Source organism: Streptomyces sp. NPDC087215 (assembly GCF_044744885.1).
Lineage (GTDB): Bacteria > Actinomycetota > Actinomycetes > Streptomycetales > Streptomycetaceae > Streptomyces.
Genome location: NZ_JBIUZD010000001.1, coordinates 987626 through 1007657, shown reverse-complemented (window position 1 = coordinate 1007657; position 20032 = coordinate 987626). Strand labels below are relative to the sequence as shown.

Annotated in this window: 11 protein-coding genes; 6 read left to right on the top strand and 5 right to left on the bottom strand. The window is 70.6% G+C overall.

Annotated features, from left to right (window positions below; all coding sequences use genetic code 11):
- Positions 1-14: 14 nt before the first annotated feature.
- The 5 genes from ACIO92_RS04315 to ACIO92_RS04295 form a co-directional block, all read right to left on the bottom strand.
- A protein-coding gene (locus tag ACIO92_RS04315) for an IS5 family transposase (RefSeq protein WP_402280863.1) occupies positions 15-889 on the bottom strand; the annotation gives its coding sequence in 2 pieces (ribosomal slippage) (positions 15-697 and positions 697-889; 876 coding nt in all).
- A gap of 427 nt (positions 890-1316) precedes the next feature.
- Positions 1317-2666 (bottom strand): AAA family ATPase, encoded by a 1350-nt coding sequence (locus ACIO92_RS04310; protein ID WP_402280866.1) that lies wholly within the window; start codon positions 2664-2666, stop codon positions 1317-1319.
- Positions 2663-4180, bottom strand: a complete 1518-nt coding sequence (locus ACIO92_RS04305) for a hypothetical protein (protein WP_402280868.1) — start codon at positions 4178-4180, stop codon at positions 2663-2665. Before ACIO92_RS04305 ends, ACIO92_RS04310 begins: the two co-directional genes overlap by 4 nt.
- Positions 4177-5151: a hypothetical protein gene (locus ACIO92_RS04300; RefSeq protein WP_402280870.1), complete on the bottom strand. Its 975-nt coding sequence runs from the start codon at positions 5149-5151 to the stop codon at positions 4177-4179. Before ACIO92_RS04300 ends, ACIO92_RS04305 begins: the two co-directional genes overlap by 4 nt.
- Before the next feature lie 203 nt (positions 5152-5354).
- Complete coding sequence (locus tag ACIO92_RS04295; protein ID WP_402280872.1) at positions 5355-6257, bottom strand: hypothetical protein; 903 nt, start codon at positions 6255-6257, stop codon at positions 5355-5357.
- Positions 6258-6395: 138 nt separating this feature from the next.
- On the opposite strand from ACIO92_RS04295, the gene ACIO92_RS04290 reads away from it, so the two are divergent.
- The 6 genes from ACIO92_RS04290 (at position 6396) to ACIO92_RS04265 (ending at position 19858) form a co-directional block, all read left to right on the top strand.
- Positions 6396-6896 carry an RNaseH domain-containing protein gene (locus ACIO92_RS04290; protein ID WP_402280874.1) on the top strand — a complete coding sequence of 167 codons (501 nt, stop codon included), beginning with the start codon at positions 6396-6398 and terminating at the stop codon, positions 6894-6896.
- Positions 6883-11430 carry a sacsin N-terminal ATP-binding-like domain-containing protein gene (locus ACIO92_RS04285; RefSeq protein WP_402280876.1) on the top strand — a complete coding sequence of 1516 codons (4548 nt, stop codon included), beginning with the start codon at positions 6883-6885 and terminating at the stop codon, positions 11428-11430. Before ACIO92_RS04290 ends, ACIO92_RS04285 begins: the two co-directional genes overlap by 14 nt.
- 118 nt (positions 11431-11548) lie before the next feature.
- Entirely contained in the window at positions 11549-13105 is a 1557-nt protein-coding gene (locus tag ACIO92_RS04280; RefSeq protein WP_124290269.1) for a TIGR02677 family protein, read from the top strand.
- On the top strand, positions 13102-14415 hold the full coding sequence (locus ACIO92_RS04275) for a TIGR02678 family protein (RefSeq protein WP_402280878.1): 1314 nt from the start codon (positions 13102-13104) through the stop codon (positions 14413-14415). The genes ACIO92_RS04280 and ACIO92_RS04275 overlap by 4 nt, the downstream gene beginning before the upstream one ends.
- Positions 14412-18569 (top strand): TIGR02680 family protein, encoded by a 4158-nt coding sequence (locus ACIO92_RS04270; RefSeq protein WP_402280879.1) that lies wholly within the window; start codon positions 14412-14414, stop codon positions 18567-18569. The genes ACIO92_RS04275 and ACIO92_RS04270 overlap by 4 nt, the downstream gene beginning before the upstream one ends.
- The gene (locus tag ACIO92_RS04265) at positions 18566-19858 is read left to right on the top strand and encodes a TIGR02679 family protein (RefSeq protein ID WP_402280881.1); all 1293 of its coding nucleotides are present in this window, start codon (positions 18566-18568) and stop codon (positions 19856-19858) included. The genes ACIO92_RS04270 and ACIO92_RS04265 overlap by 4 nt, the downstream gene beginning before the upstream one ends.
- Positions 19859-20032 lie beyond the last annotated feature (174 nt).

Genomic DNA, 20032 nt, shown 5'->3' with positions numbered 1-20032 from the left:
TGTGACGGTGAGGGTCACAGCCACTCGCTGATGGCTGCGACGAGGACGGTCGCCTCGTATCGGACGGCGAGCTTGTCGTATCGCGTGGCGACAGCACGGTGCCTCTTGAGGCGGTTGATCCCGCACTCGACCGCGTGACGCTCGCGGTAGTCGACTGGGTCGAAGCGCGGTGGCCGGCCACCGCGGGAGCCGAGCTTCTGGCGGTTGCGCGCCTGATCGGCCTTGTCCGGGATGGTGCAGCGGATCCCACGGTGACGCAGGTAGGCGCGGATTCCGCGGGAGGCGTACGCCCTGTCCGCCCGCACGCGATCGGGACGAACGCGTGGTCGGCCCGGCCCGAGGCGGGGCACGCGGACCTTCTCCAGCACCGGTTCGAACTGCGGTGAGTCCCCGCGCTGTCCGGCGGTCACCACGATTGACATGGGTTTCTGGCCCTGCTCGACAGCCAGGTGGAGCTTGGTGGTGAACCCGCCGCGCGACCGGCCCAACGCGTGGTCCTCCGGCTCGGTGAAGATGCCGCCCGGTGGTTCCTTCTGAAGGTCACCTCGCGTGCGGGCCCCGGCCGCATGCTGATAACCGCGGCACACCGTGGAGTCGACGCTCAGGTCCCACGTGATCGCGCCTCTTGCGTCGGCCAGGGACTGAAGCCGGGTCAGGATCCGGTGCCAGGTGCCGTTCCGCTGCCATCGGCGGAACAGTCGTAGACCCGGCCCCGAGGTCCGTACTCGACGGGCACGTCCCGCCACGGAACACCGGTCCGGACCCGAAACCGTACGCCATCGATGAGCCGCCGCCGAGGCCAGACGGGCGGCCGACCCGCCTTCGCCCCCCTCGGCAACAACGGCTCCAGCACCGCCCACTGCTCGTCCGTGAGATCTCCCCGGCCCATGAACCGTGATCATCCACAGCCCAAGATCAACTTTCGATACACGACCTAGGACGGCGATACCGACCGGCGCGAGTACGACGAATACATGAGCGGAGCGACACGGGCCAGCGGTCTCTCGCTGGAGGAACCGGTCAGCTTCGAGGTGCCCGTTCCGTTGGCGTCCCTCCGAGCCACCGGCTCGTTCCATACACCGCGGAGCTACAGGTACCTGACCGACGAGGACGTGCGAAAGCTGGCTGCGGCGACGCCATCCACGGGTGTTGCCCTTCACAAAGCTCTGGATGACCTGGCGTCTGTCTGAGTCGGGATCCTGCCTGTATATCGGGGCTGGAATGGTTCCCGGCCGGGCGCCGGCCTCATTCGTCAGCCACTCGCCTACAGCCTCTGGCTCCAGGTTCAGAATCACTCGGCCAACGGCTCCTATGGTTCACGGGCGTGGCAGGGCTTCGCTCTCCAGGTACTCCATGACCACCTGGTGTGCCCGCCAGCCGTCCGGGAACTTCGGCGGAACGTCGAGGTAGACGGGGCTGCTGCGGGGATGACGGTCCAGGAGGTCAGTGATGCCGGCCCGCGCCACCACGATGCAGGCGAAGCGGTGGCGGGAGAGGAGGACGCACAGGCGGCCGGTCTCGAGGTGGAAGGCGGAGGCGTCTTGGCGGCCGGAGAGCGGATGCCAGACCAAGGTGACGTCGAACTCGCGCCCCTGGAGGCGGTTGGCGGTGTCCACCGTGATGTCCGTAAGGCCCCGCGCGTGCAGCCGCGTGCGAACCGAGTCAGCCTGGACGGTGCGGGCCGCACCGATGGCGATGCGAGACGCGGTGAGCGTTTCGCCGTTCACGAGAGCCCCGCGTGCCAGCAGTCGGGCCGCAGTGTCCGCGAGGGCGTCGGCGACCTCTGGGTCGTCATCGAGGGTGTGCTGGGCGGGGAGTTCCAGCAGGCCCCATCCGGACTCGGCCGCGCGGGCCAGTACAGCATCTGGCGGAGTCACCCCGTGTGGAGCGGTGCCGTAGGTGAGCACGCGGTCTCCTGCCCGACTCCCGGAGACGAACGGGTAGAACGGGTAGAACGCCTTCTCCACCAGGGGAGCCGCCATTTCCGGCAGCCGCCAGGAGACGGGGAGTTTGAGCCGCAACAGGTCGGGGTTGTGTGCCAGGGTGACGTCGACGGCGTTGCGGAGCGGGTCCCAGGTCAGGCCGTGCCAGCGGTCGGTGTCGACAGTGGCGAAGGGGTCCAGCTGGCCAGGGTCGCCGACGAAGAGGGCGCGCGATCCTTCGCCGCTGAACAAGGGCGCCGTCGCGAGCAGGGCGTCCGATCGCATTTGGTACGCCTCGTCCACGATGGCCCAGCGCCACGGCGGACACTTCTCCGGGGTCACGTACGACCACTTCTTGGCGGTCGAGACCACGACCGGTAGGTCGCGCAGGTCGGCTGCATCGTTGCTGCCGCGCACGCTGCCGTGCCGGCGCACTCGTTCGGGCAGGGCGAACCCGCTCGCATGCAGGCGTCCGATGGGGAGATCAGGATACTCCCGGGCGATGTTGTCGACCAGGTCGTCAACTTGCTCGTTGGTTTGCGCGACGATCATGACCTGATGGCCGGCCGAGGTCAGGTGGCCAGTGGCCCGCTTCACCAGCGTGGACTTTCCGGCGCCGGGCGGGGAGTCCACCACGATTCCCCGTCCGGCGGCGGAATCAAGGCCGGACAGCACTTCGGCGACCGCACGGTCGGCGAGTGCGCCGGGCGACACGTCGTTGCCGTCCTCCGGGGTGGCAGTCATTCCCAAACCTCTTCCGCGTCCTCGCCGGTGGGTTCGTACGGCTGCGGTGGGCCGCCGTGGGTCCAGGGAGTGTCCTCTTCGGCCGGGAGCGAAGACGGCATGCTCCTCGGGTCGATCGAGGTGAAGGTGACCGTCTCTCCCAGGTCGGCCAAGGTCCCTTCAGGTGCTGGGGGCTTGCGCTTGTTGTCGAAGCCGCCGTTCAACTGGATCAGGACAGTGACTCCGGCTCCGGCTCCGTGGGTAATCACCTCAAGGATCTCGGCCTTCTGCCCGGGCCTGGCCGGGCACTTGACCGAGGTCCCGGCCGCCATGGACACCGGGAGGTCACAGTGCAGGGTGATGGTCGGACGCCACAGCGGAGATCCGGGCCGCTTCCCCGGGACGGTGCGCCCCTCGTCCCGAGCAGTGACGAGGCCTGTGAACGCATCTCCCGTCAGCTCGTACTCCGCCATCACCAGCGGATCGTCGTACGCGCGCTCGGCGTCGTACCGTGCCTGGGCCTCCTCCATACGGGCGAGGCGGCGGGCTGCCCCCACCGCGTGGTCGCGGCGGGCCTGAGGTCGGCCGTCGTCGTCCAGATAGGCGGCGTACTCGCCGAACAGCTGTCGGTCGAAGGCCCGTCGGCGGGCGACGTGCTCCCCCGCAGGGAGCTCTCGCAGCCGACTGATTCCCTGCCACATCAGCTGCCACGTCGGCAGCATCTGGGACCGGAGTTCATGGTCGATGGTGCGGGCGGCGGCGTCCTGCCCCCGCTGCCCTGGCGCGCTGTCGTACTTCGCGATCAGCTCGTCGAGCGTGCGATCGAAGACCGGGTCGGTCGCCGGGCCCGCGGGCGGCCACGTCGCGGGATCCTCGCGCTCCCGGGCGGTCTCGGCGCCGGTGCGTCCGGCGGGCGGATCGATCCAACCGAGCAGGGAAGCCAGGTGCGCGTCCTGGGCGGGGCTCTGCCCGGTGGCCCAGTGGGCGGAGAGGGACCGCGTCATGGCCTGGAGCAGGCCTGAGTCCGGGAACTCGGCCCGGTCGGCGAACCAGGTCAGCCACTTGCCGAGCAGGGGCACGGACAGGGAGACCGCGTGCGGACCGTCCGTCGCGCGCAGTCGGGTCAGGCGGCCGAGCAGCCGGACGTACGAGATCCCCCCGGAGTTCGGGACGAGCAACTGGGGTGCGCGCAGGGGCCGCTCCCGCTCCTCCTTGTCCTTGCCGCGCCCGACCGTGTACGGCTCCTTCGGCGCCGCGCGGCACTCCTCTATGTAGGGCAGGAGGAGGTCCCCGAGGCTCTCGACGAAGTCGAATCGGTCAGTCTGGTCGTGGGGGTGGCGGACCGTCAGGAGCGCCGGGTGGTCGGGATCCGTGCCGGCGAGTGCGGCCAGCGGGGCGCAGGCCTCGCCAGCGAGGGTGAGCGGCACGAGAACGAAGGGGGCGTCGTCCAGGTGCACGTGACGCACGGTCGTCAGCCGCTCGGCGTCTCCGGACTCGGCTGCCCGGAGGGCAGCCACAGTGGCGATGGCGTTCATGCGGTCGCTCCTCCCCGCAGCCGACGGAGATGTTCGGCGGCCCGCAGCCTGTTGATGACCGCTTCCTCGGCGGGGCCCGGGGCGCTGGTGCCGTCGAGGCAGCGGAGGGCGGTCCGGGTGGAGTCGATGCCGGGCAGGCTGCTGCGCACCATTGTGCCAAGCCGCGCGGGGGAGGCGCAGACCGTGGCCTCGTCCCGGCAGTACCGGGACATCTCGCAGAACGAGAGGCAGTCGGGGGTGAAGCTGGCCTCCAACTCGCGCATCGTGGCGTCGATCTCGGCCTCCGGCCGTTCGGTGTCGAGGGTCGCGGAAAGCGAGAGGGTGTGCGCCAGATCGTCGGCCCTGCGCAGACGGGACAGCTGGAACTGTAGGGCATCGAGTTCCTGGCGGAGGTCGATCAGCTTTCCGTAGGGACGGTTGGAGAAGTCCTTCGGGCAGATGAGAAGGAACTCGTGGGCGATCACCGTGGGATCGAGGCCGAGTTCGGTCAAGGTCTGCCGCAGGGCGAGCACGGAAACCGCGGCCTGTTTCGTGGTCTGGGCGACCGCCGACGGGCTCGCCTGGCCGTCGATGGCCGCGAAGGAGCGGATCTCCACTACGTAGAACTGTCCGCCCGTACGGTGGCTGAGGGCCTGCGGTATGACGTGGGCGGTCTGGCCGGCGACTTCCAAGGTCAGCACGGGTCGGTCCAGGATCAGCCGCTCGTCGACTCCGGAGGCCAGTCGGGTCAGAAACCGCCGGGTCTCGCCCGCTCGCACGGCGAGCGAAGTCTCGCCGCCCACCTCGGACAGGTCCGCCACCGCGGCTTCCTCGACGGGGGCGTCGAGCTGTTCCCGGAGCAGACGGATGAGCTCTGCGTATCCGCCCCACTTCACCAGGGCCTCAAAGCTCTGCTCGCGCCGAATCGCGAAGGGGGACCGGCCGAAACGCGGCTCATGACCCAGGCGTTGGGCAAGAAGGGCCTTGTCCACGCCCGCTGCGTCGAGTACGGCGCGGCGGGCGCAGGCCGGGTTGGCCGTGAGGGCAGTGATCTTGCGTGCCGTGTACTCCTGTGGAGGGCGCGGTCCACGGAGGACGGCGAGCCTTCCCGGGGAGGGGGCAGAGGGGTGCTGCGGAGGCATCTTCTCTTCTTACGCGGAATTCTGTGGCGGCACCGGAGGAATCCGGCAGTCGGTCAGGCGGTGAAGCCGGCCGAGCCGCGCAGGGCGTCGTGCATGGGCGGGGCCCCGAAGAGCTGCTGCAGGTCGGCGAGTTGGCCACGCGCGCGGTCGGCGGCCGCGCGGCGCAGTGAATCGTCCGCCTCCTGGTGCACTGCGGCCTCCGTGCGTGCCGCGGAGATCACGCGCTCGGGGTCGATCTCCTCGTCGTCGTACGCGCCGGGGATGTTGAGCGCGAAACGGCGCAGCAGTTGGTGGGCAGCATCGGAGGCGGGATAACCGGCCGCGTCGAGTCGCAGGACCTGCTCGGCAGTGCCGATGGCATGGACCAGGAAGTCGGTGCGCGGACTCAGCGGACCGACTATGCGCCGTTCCAGGGGCCAGACGGACACGGCGAGGAGACCGCGGGCGGGGGTGAGCCGGTCGTGGGCGAGGGCGGCGCAGATGTAGTAGGGGCGCGCGTAGCCCTGTGCGCTGAAGGACCTCTCCTCGTCGCGGCGGAGCGAAGCGAGTTTCGTCGCGATCAGCGGTTCGGTGAAGAACGCCTCGTACACGGACGAGATCAGCTTCGGCGGCGCGGGAGCACCGAGCAGGGTGAGCGCTTGGTGTACCTGCTCGCGGACCGGGACGGCGCCGTGGGTGGGCTGCCTTCCGTGGGCCTGGGGCCGGAAGCGGGATGCGGTCCCAGCGGTGGGGGTGGGTGCCGGGGTTCCGCTGGGCGGTGGCGAGGGTGAAGAGACAGGTGGAGCTGCCACCTCCCCCTCCTCGGCGTCCAAGGCCCGCTCCCACGCGACTTCCGCCTCGCGGAGCTCGGTGCGGATGCGGGCGGTCGCCACGTTGTCGCGGGCCCGTCTGGCCTCTCGCAGGAGGGCGCGAAGGCGCGACAGGCGTTCCTCGAGATCCTCCAGCGATGCGGTCATGGGCGCACTCTACCGCCGATCCCTTCCATTTCCAAACTTCTCCAAGGAGTTCCAAAGTTATGCGCTACGCTCGGCGACACGGCCTCGGGGTTAGCGACGGCCGGTGGATCTCCGTGCTTCGACCGGGAGGGGAAAGCCGTGACCGACGACGCGCCGTGGCGTGCGCCGCAATGGATGACGGGGAACGAGGGGCCGGTCAGGATCGGGCCGGGCACCGGAGGGGGAACGGACGAGGCGCACGACTGTCCGTCCCGCGACGCGGCGAAGGCCCGGCCGGGCCTTCGGGCAAGGAGCGCCCACCGGCCTACGGCGAACGCGTGGAACCCGGAACTCCTGGAACTCACCCCGGCCTGCCTCCAGCCCGGCGACGACCCCGATGCATGGGCCGCGTTCGTCCACCAGCAGCGCATCTGCAAGGACGACTACCGGGATGTGCTCGGCTTGCCGCTCGCCCTTCACCTGGCACGGCTCGCGGACGAGTACGCGCTGCCGCACGACGAGGAGGAGGCGGTGGACCCGGCGGCTGGACCGGTCGCGGTGCTCGTCGCGGGGCCCGTCGTCCGGAACGGCTCCGGCCAGCTCACGTTCGACTTCGACACCGATGAGGACAGCGAGGACGAGGTACATGGAGACGCCTAGCACAGAGGCGGTGGAACGGGCCCGCCGGTTCGCCGAACGGCTCCTCGACCAGGAGGGGATGAGGGAGGCGGACGACGTACCGGAGCCGGAGGGGCGGGCAGCGACGGAGGCGGCGGTCGAGCACCTGGGGGCGCTGTTCGCGGCCCTGCCGGGGCTGGTGCGCCATGCGTTCGACCGTACCAGGGGCCACGCAGGCAATCTGTCGAGCGACCGGCTGCAGGGCCTGTCCGAGATCGTCCAGAACGCGGAGGACCTCGGCGCCACCGACGTGCGCGTCCTCACTAGGGAACGGGACCTACTGGTCGCCCACAACGGTGCCCCGGTACGGCTGCCCAACGTGGTGGCCCTAGCTCTGCCGTGGCTGTCCAGCAAGGCCGACCAAGCCGAGTCGACGGGACGTTTCGGCATCGGGTTGATGACCCTGCAGTCCCTCTCACCCCACCTGGAAGTGCACAACGCCCACTACAGCGTCCGCATCGGGGACCCATACGTTTCCGTCGCCGAACCGCTCGCCGTGCCGGGCTGGTTTGCCGACGAAGCCTGGACCGTACTCCGCATTCCTCTGGAGCAGGGAGCCCTCGCCGCGGAGACGGTGGACGAGTGGCTCGACTCCTGGTCGGCCGGCGCGCTCCTGTTCCTTGGTCGGGTGGCCGGTGTCACGCACCTCGACGCTCGGGGCGACGTCCGACGTCGGCTCGCCCTGACCCGGGAGCCCGGCTCCGCCTTCAAGACTGAGGCCGGTGGTGGGCCGGTCGAAGTCGAGACCCACCTCGCGCGTGCCGACGCCGGACCCCGGTGGCTGGTGTGTCGGACCACAGTTCCGAGCCCGGCCGGAGTGGCCAGGGCCCACAAGGCCGCAGGCCCCACCACCACAATCGCCGTCGCCCTGTCGCTCGGACACGGTGGTCCCGGCCGGATCCATGTCGGCCTCCCGGTCGAGGAGACCGGGCCGGCCCTCTGGGCGAGCGCCCAGTTCGATCCGCTCGCCAGCCGGCAGAGGCTCGACGAGACCCCGTGGAACACCGCGCTCGTTCCGCTGGTGGCCGATCTGTGGACAGCGGCCATTCTGTGGCAGTTCAGGCAGGACCCAGTCCATGCGTGGGGCGCTGTTCCGCTGCCCGGTGACGTCCGTGACGCCCAAGGCCCTGGCGCCGCCCTGGAGCGCCGACTGCTCGACCATGCCCGACTGCTTGTGTCCGCGAAGCTGCTGCTGGAGGTGCCGGGGAAGGGGTCGCTCCGTCTCGACTCCCTTGCCGTGGAGGACGAAGCACTCGAGGGCGTCGTGACGGAGGAAGAGGTCGCCCGCCTGGCCGACGTGCCATCCACGCTGCCCCAGACGATGCGCGATCCGGACGGCCGGTGGCGGGAGGTGCTGTCGGACTGGGAGAACCACGGGGCCGGCGCGCCGGTCCGAGTCGACGTGTATGACGCGAGGGGCCTGCTGGGTGACGAGAGCCGGTCACCGCAGGTGACGGTGCAACTGGCCGCGCGAGTCATCGAAGCGGGCTGGAGCGTCTGCCTGCTGTCACACGAGTGGCTCGTGGACAGCTCCGGCGCGCGGTACCGCCCGCGAGGCGCGGCCCCAGTGATGTTCTCCGCGGCCCCGCGTGGGCTCGCGGTCGAACTGGGGCTTGCCCGTGAGATTCATCCGGTGTTTCTGGCCGACACCGACGACGCGCGGGCTGTGCGGGAATGGCTCGGTGAGAAGGACGTGCTGCTCGGCGACGATGATCCGGCGGCGGTGATCCGGCGGATCGCGGACTTCGGGTCCGCAGGAGGCAGCACTGTGGGCCTGTCCCTCACGGACGGTCAGCTCGTGCTGCTGCGGGACGGCTTCGCACACGTGCCGGACAAGCGACGCGAGCCCTGGGGCAGAGGAGTCGGCCTGGCCGTACGGCTGGAGGGCCACCGCTACACGGTCGACGGGGAACGGGAGGACGTCAAGACCGCCCCCGCCCGGGCCTATCTACCGTCCGGGCTGGACAGTGCCGAGCGCGACGAGAGCTTCGCCTTCGCGGCCCGCGCGGCTTCCGGGCCGGTATGGCTGAAGCCCCGTTACGCCAAAGTGCTGCAGGGCGGCAGCATCGGGGCACTGAGGTTCCTTCGGTTGCTCGGCGCGGAGACCGCCCCACGGCCGCGTAGCCATCGTGGGCAGCGCGCGCGGTTCGAACGAGGTCCCGGAGGATTGCCCGCACGTCTCGCCTCGGGGCCGGAGACCCGCACGAAAGCCCTGGACGCCCTCCACGCGACCTACACCCTCGACGACTACGACTGCCCCGACCTGTACTCCGTCGCGACCGACATCGCAAAGGATGACGATCCCGCCCGCCGCCGGCGCAGGGCGGCCGCGCTCCTCCACGTACTCGGCCGCTCGTGGAGCCGCTTCTCCGAACGCGCTGAGGTCAGCGCGGCCTTCGACTACCACTCCTGGCAGCACCGAGGGCGAATCGCCGCTTTCTGGCTCTGGCAGCTGCGCGACGTGGCATGGCTGGACGACCGGAGCGGCGTCCCTTCCAGCCCGTTCAGGCTCCGTACCCGCACCACGGGCACCGTGGCCGTCTACGGGGCCGGGGACGCGCACTTCCTGCACCCGGAGATCCAGGACCAGGCGCGCCGCCGTACCGAGGTGCTAAGGGCGTTGGAGGTGGTCGGCGACGCCCGTACCCGGGACCTCGTCGAGTGCCTGCGGCGGCTCCGTCGTGAGGAGAAGGACGGGGCCGGCCCGAACGCCCCTGCCGCACTGATCGTCTACGAGGCGCTGGCCGAGCGCGTAACCGGAAGGGCGGCTTCTGGCGTGTCGGGCGACATGCCGTTCAACGAGGTACTCCGTGCCTTCACGACGGGCGAGGGGCTGGTCCTCACGAATTCCGGCTGGCGACCCCCAGGCGAGTGCCTGATCGGTGAGCCGCTGTTCGGGGCGTCTCGGGCTTTCGCTCCCACGTTCCCCGGTGGCGAGGCGTTCTGGACGCGGCTCGGGGCGCGCCGTCCGACCGTTGACGACGCGGTGAAGGTGATCAGGGAGATGGCGCAGCAGGACAAGAAGGGGCGCCGGGACGTTCCGGAAGGAACCACCCAGTCGGTCGTCCTAGAGACGCTGAAGATGCTCTGCGACCCGGCCGCCGTCCGGCCGGAGGAGCTGACGGCAGGACGGCTGGGTGGGTTGCCCCTGGTCACCAGCAAGGGCTGGTTGAGCAAGAGGCCGGTGTACGCGGTCGAGGATCCCATGGTCGCCGAGGGGCTGGGCCGGGAGCACGCAGTGTGGCGGCCGGGAGCGGAACTGGAGCGGTTCGAACCGCTGGCGGGCGCCCTGCGCCTCACGTGGATCGGGGCGGAGCAACTCGGCGTGTACGGCACGATCGCCGCGTCGCACGATCCGGACGCGACGGAACTGGTCCGTGCGGCCGTAACCCATCTGCGCGAGGACCTGCAGCGCAACGCGCCTGCGGTGGCCCGCAGCCTGGACTGTTCCTGGGAGAATCTCGCGGCACTCACGGTGAGCGTGGCACCGGACCTGATCTGCCGGGTGGAGCTGCCCGGCACCTCGGCGGAAGTGGCGGTCGACGCCGCTGTCGATTGGGCCTTCGGCACCCTGCACGTCCGCGAACCGTCGGCGGTCAACCGGCCCTCCGCGGGCGGTGCCTCGATCGCCGCCCGGTTCCCGGGGCACCGCCGGGAGGCGGCTCTCGCCTGGACTGCCGCGTGCGACCGGGCGGAGCAGGGCCGTACCGCCGTGGACCTCAGCCTCGCGGAGGACCGGGTGCGCCGTGATCGGGAAGCCGCCGCAGCCGAACGCGACCGTCGGCTCAGGGGGATGCAGGACGAAGTGGACCGACGCGGCCGGACGAACGCGAGCAGAAGGCGCCCGCCTGCGGGAGCCTCGCCGACGACTGGCGGCCGGGGACCTGTACCGCCCGTGGTCGAGCCCGGCAGGTTCCCCTCCGTCCCGGCCGGGCAGCCCACCGCCGTGTTCCGCCGGCTGGTAGACCCCAGCACCCTCCGTCTCGCCGTGGACGGCGGGAGCCTCACGCCACCGCGATCCGGGGCCGGGCCCGTGACCGGCACCGCCCCGAGGAGGCGCCTGTCTGGTTTGTCGCAGCCCCGGTCCGGCTCAGCCATCCCCCAGCAGCGAACCTCTGCGCGTCCCTACACGACCGTGGAGCAGGAGAAAGTGGCGCTGGACCTCGTGCGCTCGGCACTGGCGTTGGACGAGACCGAACTGCGTGACCTGAGGGCCCAGCACGGCCTGGGCGCGGACGCGGTGGACGAGCTGGCCCGGTTCTACGAACTCAAGACGTACGGCGGTACCGAGCCGGACACGATCCAGCTCACGCCCGCGGAGTTCCGGCGGGCGGTCGCGAGCGACGACTTCTTCCTCGTTGTCGTCTCCGGCCTGGAGGAGGGAACGGCGCCGGTCACCGTACGGATCATCCTGGAGCCGCTGAAGCACCTGCCCTACCGGCTGAGCGGCAACGTACTGGTCTCCGGCATCCGGGGTGCGCAGAGTCTCGTCTATCCGTTCGAAAGTATGGAGTAGCCCCACCATGACAGCCGTCACAGTGATGACAGCGAATCGAGGCCGGGCTTCGGATCCGCCCCCTACGGTGGAGTTCGCAGTGCCGCAGGGGTGGCGGAAGAGGAGGGTAGGTACGGGCATGCGCAGGGTTCCGCAGGCGATGTTCCGGTTCACCACGGGGGAGAAGGCCGATCTGAACGGGGCCGTGCTCGAGGCCTTCGGTGTGGCAGGCGAACACCTGGAGACCACGCTCGGGCTCGACGGCGTGCGTGAGCGGCTCCGTGCGGTGGGTTGGATCGCCGACCTCGAGGACGAGGAACTACACGAGGCGCTGAAGCGGCTGGTGGGGTGGAGACTCCTCGACGTGGTCCACAACCACGCCGAGAACTACCGCACGGCCGAGGAGTACGAGCGGCGGAACCTGCACTACTCACTGACCCGTGAGGGGGAGGCCGCGCTCGCCGGGGTGCGGCACGCCCTTGAGGTGTTGGCCTCGACGGGGGCGCTCCAGACCGCGGTGCTGGAGGCGATCACCGATCGGCTCGACGAGCTGACCGTGCTGTCCGGTGAACCCGCTGCGGCCGACCGACGGATCTTCAGCACCCTGCGGGAGCTGGAAAGTCATCTGGAGGCCCTGGTGGAGAACACCAAGGCCTTCAACGGTCAGCTTCAACGGCTCCTGCGCGCCGAGGGCGTGGACCTGGACGTGTTCCGTGAGGTCAAGGCCGCCACCGTCGCGTACCTCCAGGAGTTCCTGGTCGATCTCGACCGGCGGGGCGAGACGGTCGCCGCCGCCGTGGCCCGCGTGGAGGAGCAGGGAATCGCGGTGCTGCGCGAGAGGGCCTTGTGCGGCGCCGAGCTGCCGCCGGTGCCGGGGGAGGACCCCGCAGCCGGGTGGCTGGAGGGTCGGCGGGCGCGTTGGGCAGGTTTGAGGGCCTGGTTCCTGCCGGATGACGGGTCGCGCCCCCGGATCGAGCAGCTGCACGACGTCGCCCGGCGCGCCATCGTCTCCCTCCTGCAGGTCCTGGAGCGGATCAACGAGTCCCGGCGCCGTTCCTCCAGCGTCGTACAGGACTTCCGGGAGCTGGCGCGCTGGTTCGCGGCGGCTCCCGATGAGGACGACCTGCACCGCCTGTGGTCGACGGCCTTCGGTCTCGGTCCGGCGCGCCACGCCCACCTCGCCCACCCCGATCCGGAACTGGTCCCTTCGTCCCATTCCTGGTCCGAGGCGCCGCCCGTGGAGGTGTCGGCGCTGCTGCGGACCAGCGGACGCACCGAGCGCTTCACACGCACCGGCAAGGTGCGGGACGTCGCAGCCGTGAGGGCCGAGCGTGCCGAGCGGGCACGTGCGGAGCGCTCGGAACTCGCGCGCGCCTGGAAGGTGCTGGAGACGGACGGCCCAGTGCGGCTCTCCTCGTTCGGCACCTTGGATCCGGCGGTCCTCGACCGCCTGTTGGACCTGCTGGGCCGGGCCCTCGCCGCCCCGCCGGACGTGGGCGGTCGGCGGCGGGCCACCACCGGGGACGGCGGGGTGGAGGTCGTGTTGTCGCGGGCTCCCGACGTCCGTACCGCCCTACTGCATACCTCGAAGGGGACCCTGGCAGGCCCGGACTACGTCGTCCACATCATGGCCGCAGGTGGAGCGACCGCCTTCCCGGCAGGCCGCGCCGCCACGGGACAGGAGGCGGCGGGATGAGCACGCTCGCCAACCAACTGGCCTCAGCGGAGCGGGAGGAGGTCGGCCGCGCCATCCGTCTCCTCCTGGCCCGTCCGCTGCTCACCGAGACGGCCGACCCGACCGGTTTCGAACTGGTGCGACGCCGTCGAGACCCACTGGCCCGCTGGTTCGACTACACGTGTGGCTGGAGCCTGGTCGTGGAGCCGCGCCGCGGGTATGCCCGCCTCACCAAGATTCGCGCGAGCCCCGACGGCTCCCGCCCGGCACACAGGGCGAGGTCCGGCAGGGCCCCGTTCGACCGCCGACGGTACGTCCTGCTCTGCGTCACCGCAGCCGAGCTGCTGTCCATGCCGATGACGACCATCGGCATGCTCGCCGACCGCGTCGTCCAGGCGACGGCGGCCGACAGGGCACTGCCGGCGTTCGACCCGGTCCACCGGCCGGAGCGAACGGCGTTCGTCGACGTCCTGAAGCTGCTGGAGTCGTACGACGTGCTGCGCGCCGTCGACGGAACGACCGAGGCGTACGTCGACTCCGCGGGGGCGAAGGTCCTGTATCGGGTGGACAACACACTTCTGATGCGGCTGCCGGCCGCGCCAGTCGGTGCCTCCCGGCTCGCCGTGCCCCCGGATGAGGTGCCCGCACGGTTCGAGGACCTCCTCGCCGGGTTGGTGCGGGAGCGCCGCTACGGCGGCGCGGCCGTCGATGGCTTGGCCGACGAGTCGTCGGGCGAGACCGCCACTACTGATGCCCAACGCAACCTGAGGCTGCGCCACTCGGTACTCCGCCACCTCTTCGACGACCCCGTGCTGTACCGGGCGGACCTCGCCGAGGACGAGCTCGCGTACGCTTCCTCCCTGACCGGCCGCCAGATCCTGCGACGCTCGGTCGAACAGGCTGGCTTCCTCCTGGAGGAACGGGCCGAGGGCTTCCTCCTCGTCGACCCGGACGCCATCGCCACTGATGTCCGTTTCCCAGATGACACGTCCACCGCCCGCGTCGCCGCGCTGCTCCTCCTCGAACCGCTCTGTGCGGCTCCCGCAGGGATGTTGCCGGAGCAATTGGCCGGGGCCGGAGCCGATCAGCTGCGCCGCTTCCCGGGTTGGGCCAAGGCGTACCAGTCCGAGGACGGACCGGCGCGACTGGCCGACGACGCCGTACGCGTCCTGCTCGACCTCGGCTTGGCCGGCAGAGCCAGGGGCCGCGTCGTCGCACGACCGGCCGCTTACCGCTACCGCTTGACAGAGGCAACGAGTCCGGGACCGAAGAACGACCCGCAAGACACCGCCGCTTCCAACGGCGTCGCCACGCAAGGAGACATGCAGTGAGCGTGACGGAGTTCCCCCTCCAGCGACGGCCCGAGGAGATCACTGAGCCGCCACCGCCCCGATGGGCGGACGCCGCCCGTAGCCGCTGGCAGCCCCACCGTGCGGGCATCCTCAACGTCTGGCGCTACTACGACGAGGCCTTCACCTTCCATCAGGGGCGCCTGCTGTTGCGCGGCCAGAACGGATCCGGCAAGTCCAAGGCCCTGGAACTGCTCCTCCCCTTCCTTTTCGACGCCAGCCTCCGCCCCAACCGCCTCTCCACCTTCGGCGGTTCGGAGCGGACCATGCACTGGAACCTGCTCGGCGCGGGAGCCTCGGGCAAGACGCGCGTCGGGTACGTGTGGATGGAGTTCCGCCGCGTCGGCGACGACGGCGCCGAACAGTGGTTCGGCTGCGGTGCTCGCCTGCAGGCGAGCGCGCACACCAGCACGGCACACGCCGACTACTTCACAGCCGACTCCCGGATCGCCCACTCCGACGGCGTATCCCTCGTCAACGAGGCGGCCCAGCCCCTGACCAAAGCCGCTCTCGCCGAGGCTCTCCGCGACCGAGGTGAGGTCCACCTGTCAGCCGCCGACTACCGCACCGCTGTCCGGCGCGCACTTTTCGCCGGCATGGCGGAGCAGCGGTACGACTCGCTGGTCTCCGCGCTGCTCCAGCTGCGGCAGCCCAAGTTGTCCGAACGGCTCGACCCGTCCTTGCTGTCCACCCTGTTGTCCCGCGCGCTGCCGCCGCTCGATGAGGGAGAGGTCACCGAACTCGCCGAGGGCTTCGAACGTCTGGACCGGCAGCGCGACCACCTCGACCGGCTCGACGCCGAAGTGACGGCGGCCGACACCGTCGCTTCCCGGCAGCGTGCCTACGCACGCCGGGTCCTGCGCGCCGGCGCGGCCGGTCTGATCTCCGCGACGACCGACATGGACAACCTCACCCGTGCCGCCCGGCAGAGTGCCGAGGATCTCGACGAGGCGCTCGCAGAAAGCGAATCGACCCAGAGCGTGCGCGACGAAGGGGAGCTGCGGGCACACGCACTGGACGAGACCGTCGAGGGTCTGCGTGAGAGCGACGCATACCAGAAGGGTGAGGAACTCGATCGGCTCCGCCGCGACACCACAGATCTGGTCACGGCTGCCAAAGAGCGGAGCGCCTCCGCTCGGTCCGCCGAGGCCGAGGCTGAGAAGGTCCGGAAGATCGCCGATGAGACTGCGGGGCACGCCCGCACGTTCGACGAGCACGCACGTGACGCCGCGGACGAAGCAAACCGGTCGGCCCGGGCCGCGGGCATGGAGTCCGTCCACCAAGAGATGAGGGCGATCCTCGAGGTGGAACCGGCGGATTCCCTCACCGACGGCCAGGGGACTGGGACGAGCGGCCGACGGCCCAACGGCTCCGGTGTCCTCGCTCGTACAGTGGGTGAGGACGCGGCCCGCCGGGCCCGCGGACTGCTCCGAGGTGCGGTCACCGCCCGACGCGAGCAGGTCACGCACATGACGGCGGCGATCGAGGAGTACGACCGGGCGGTACGCGACCGGGGAGCCGCCGAGGCCCTGCTGGACGAGACACGCACCAGGCTCGGGGAGGCGATCGTCCACAGGGACGGAACCGCCCGAGCCTGGGACGACGCCGTTACCGCGCAGGCGGAACGGCTGTTGACATGGGCCGCGGGTTGCACGGAACTGCGCATCGCCGACCCCGGTGAACTGGCGGCCCGGGCGGCGGTCGAAGCGGAGGTACGGGCATTGGCCGATACCGCCGCACGACCGCTGGACCAGGAGATCACCACGGCGCTAGCCGGTGTCCGGGCTGCGTGCAGGAAATTGGGGGAGGAACGGGGCAAGCTCGACGAAGAGGTGCGCCGGCTCAGTGGCGAAGCTGACCTTCCGCCACTCGCTCCTCCCACCCGCACCACCGTTCGCACGATGGCGGCGGGAGCGCCGTTGTGGCGCCTGGTGGCCTTCCGCGAGGGCGTCCCGGTCGGTGTCCAGGCCGCGGTCGAAGCCGCGCTGGAGGCCTCGGGCCTCCTTGACGCGTGGGTCAGCACCGCGGACGGGATCACGCTGCCGGGTCATGACATCCGTGTCGAGGCCGCCCTGGCCGCGACGGCGCCTGGCCCCAGCCTGCTCGACGTGCTGCGGGCCGAGGACGACATCCCCGTACCGGCCGACGCCGTGGCCCGCATCCTCGCCGGTGTCGCGTACGGCGCCACTCTGCCCAGCGGCCACCCCGCGGCCGTCTCTGCCGAGGGAGCCTGGCGCCTCGCGCCGGTCACCGGGACCTGGAGCAAACCCGAACCCGCTTTCATCGGTGCTCTCGCCAGGCAGCGGTCCCGGCGACGCAGGATCGCCGAACTGACCGGGCACATCGAGGAGGCGGACGCTGCCCTCGGGGCCCTCGACGAGCAGCTCCACGAGCTCGACGCTCGTGCCGCCCGGTTGGAGGCCGACCGCGCCGCCCTGCCCGACCACCGGGAACTCGACGCCCGCCGACGAGACTGGGACCGGGCCGAGGACAAGGTGGCCGCCCGGGACGAGGTCGTACGTGACGCGACGGCCAACCTCGGCCGGCGAGAAACCGGCGTGGCGGACGCCCTGCGCACGCTGAGCCGCCGAGCCGCGGAACACGGACTGCCCACCGACCGCGACCGCTTGCGGACCCTCTCCGACGACGTCGAGCGGTTCCGCGACCGTGCCGACAGCTGGGTCGACGCCCGTCTCACCGCGGCCACCGCCACCGAGCGGGCTCGGCAGACGGCCGTGCAGGCGGACCAGTCCCGCCGCATCGCGGACGAGAGGGCCGGGGACGCGGCCACCGCCGAGGCGAAGGCCGCCGGGATGACTGCGCGTCTGGAGGCGGTGGAGGCGACCGTCGGAGAGGACTACCGGCAGATCGTCGCCCGCGTCGCGGAGGCGCGTGCCGAGCGGAACCGCTGCCGGGAGGACGTCCGGAGGGCGAACCGACTCCTCGTGGACCTGCAAGGTCGCATCGGGGAGCTCAAGGCCAGGAGCGGCCAGGACGTCGAGCGACGTGAGAGGGCAGTTGCGGCCCGGGACGGAGCGGCGTACCGCTTCCGGCACCTGTGCCTCGTCGGTCTGGCCCAGGACGCCGGAATCGCACCGCAACTCGACGCCGGAGACGGCACGAAGGCCACCCTGGAGGCCGCCCGCGCGACCGCGGCTCGGTGGCCCGACCTCCCGCACGCACCCCGGAACCTCGGCGACGCAGCGACCCGACTCTCCGAAGCCGTCCACGAGGCACGTGGACGCCTCGGAATCCGTGCGGACCTGGAACTGGAACCCGACGAAGACGTCCAGCTCTTCACCGCCACCCTGGACGGCGTACGCGTCGGCGCGACCGCCCTGCTCACCACGCTCACTCAGGAACGCGACCGCAGCCGTGGCGACATCAGCACCGGTGAGCGCCGGCTCTTCGACCAGATCCTCACGGGCGACATTCGACGCCATCTCGCCGCCCGAATCCGCCGGGCCGGTGAACTCGTCGATCACATGAACGCGCATCTGGAGCGGGTCCGTACCGCCTCCAAGGTTGCGGTCCAACTCGTCTGGAACGTCCGGCCCGACCTCCCGGACAGCACACGCACCGCCCGCCAGTTGCTCCTGAAGGACCCCAGCGGCGTCACCGAGTCCGACCGGGAAGCCCTGCACACCTTCTTCCGCGCCCGCATCGAGGACGCCAAGGGCAGAGACACGGCTGCGACCTGGGAGGAACACCTCGGCGAGGTGCTCGACTACACCGCCTGGCACAGTTTCACCGTCCAAGTCGACCGGGCGGACGGGAACGGCTGGCAGGCACTGACCAAGAGGCTGCACGGGGCGCTCTCCGGCGGGGAGAAGGCCATCGCCCTGCACCTGCCGTTGTTCGCCGCCGTCGCCGCCCACTACGAGGACGTGCCTCTGGCGCCCCGCCCGATCCTCCTCGACGAGGTTTTCGTCGGCGTTGACACGGTCAACCGCGGACAGGTGTTCGCCCTGCTCACCGCACTGGACCTGGATCTCGTGATCACTTCCGACCACGAGTGGGGCACCTACCGCGAGCTGCCAGGCATCGCTGTCCACCAACTCCTCACCGACGGCGACGACGACGCCGTCACCAGCGCGCGCTTCGTCTGGAACGGCACTGGCATGGAGGCGGGATGACCTCCATCCCCACGGAGCCGGCCCCTGGTGACGACACCCTGCGCCGCCCCGAACTCCAGCCGCTCTGGCACATGGTCCACAGTCGACTCTCCTCCGGTCGCCCCGTCACGCGGGTGCGCCTCGGACCGCTCGACGACGGCCAGCGCGAGGCACTCGCTGACCTTCTCGGCCTGGACCGTCTGCCTGACCCCAGCCCCTCCATCCCCCTGCGCCGCCTTGAAGAGGCCGTCATCGAACTGTCCGCAGGCCGGACCGTGCGGGACATCGTCACCGAGCTCGTGGGCCCCATCGGTGACAGAGCGGGTGAGCGGCGCGGTCAGGAACGCGAACGAGCCGAGCTGTGGACCTGGTTGACCGAACACGACATCGTGCGGGCCCAGCCGGTGCTCTCCGGATGGGCCGCCTCCTGTCGCGCCGCCGGACTGGTGGGCGGCTCAGTGGAACACACCCGTGCCCAGCTCACGGACGGGCTCAAGGTGCTTGCCGAGCTGCCCGCCCAGGCCGAACCACTGCCCGTTTTCGCCGCCCGGGTTCTGAGCGGCCGTACCCACGAGCTCGACGACGGGACCCCTCTGTCCACACTCGTCCTGCGAGCCCTGGCGGCCCTGTACGACACCGGTCCGCCGCAGTCCGCGGCGGACCGGCGGGGACTGTGGGCGCGCGCAGGCGTCGCCGACGACGAACTGTCCTCCACCGTCCTCGTCGGTGGACTACGTCCCCCCGGTGATGGCCTGCTCGCCCGCCTGACCCGTGCGTGCACAGATGCCGGCCATGCCGCCAGCCTCACCCTCGCCCACGTCCGGTACCCGGGCGAGTTCGCCCTGCCCGCAGCTTCCGTACCGGTTCTCCACGTGGTGGAGAACCCCAGCATCCTCGCACTGGCCCTGCGCCGCTTCGGTGCCCACTGTCCACCGCTCGTTTGCACCTCCGGTTGGCCCAATAGCGCTGCCGTCCAGCTCCTGCGCCTGATCGCGAACCACGGCGCCGCTCTTCGCTACCACGGTGACTTCGATGGCGAAGGCATCCGTATCGCCGCATACGTCCTGGACAAGACATCGGCGCTGCCTTGGCGCATGACGGCTGCGGACTACCGTGCCGCAGTCGTCCGCAACCCGCGCGGTCCTCAGCCCGGGCGCATTACCGAAGCGCCGTGGGATGCCGAGCTGGCAGAGGCCATGGCAGACCACGGTACTGCCGTGGTCGAGGAGCTGGTGGCTGATGCGTTGTTGGAAGACCTCGGTCATCTGGTTCAGCCGCAGCACACGCACCACAACGCAATTTCCAGCTAGGAGTTGGTAGTCATCCGCGTCCATCCGGACGGTCCTTGAAAATGCCGGCTCTCGTGGCCGAGAAGTCGGTCCTCGCCGGCGGGGATGGCGACCTGGATCTCGTAGGCGTCGCTTTGGCGCCCGACGGTTCGCTTATCTCGTGCCGAACGGATCTCACCACTGTTCCGTAGCGAA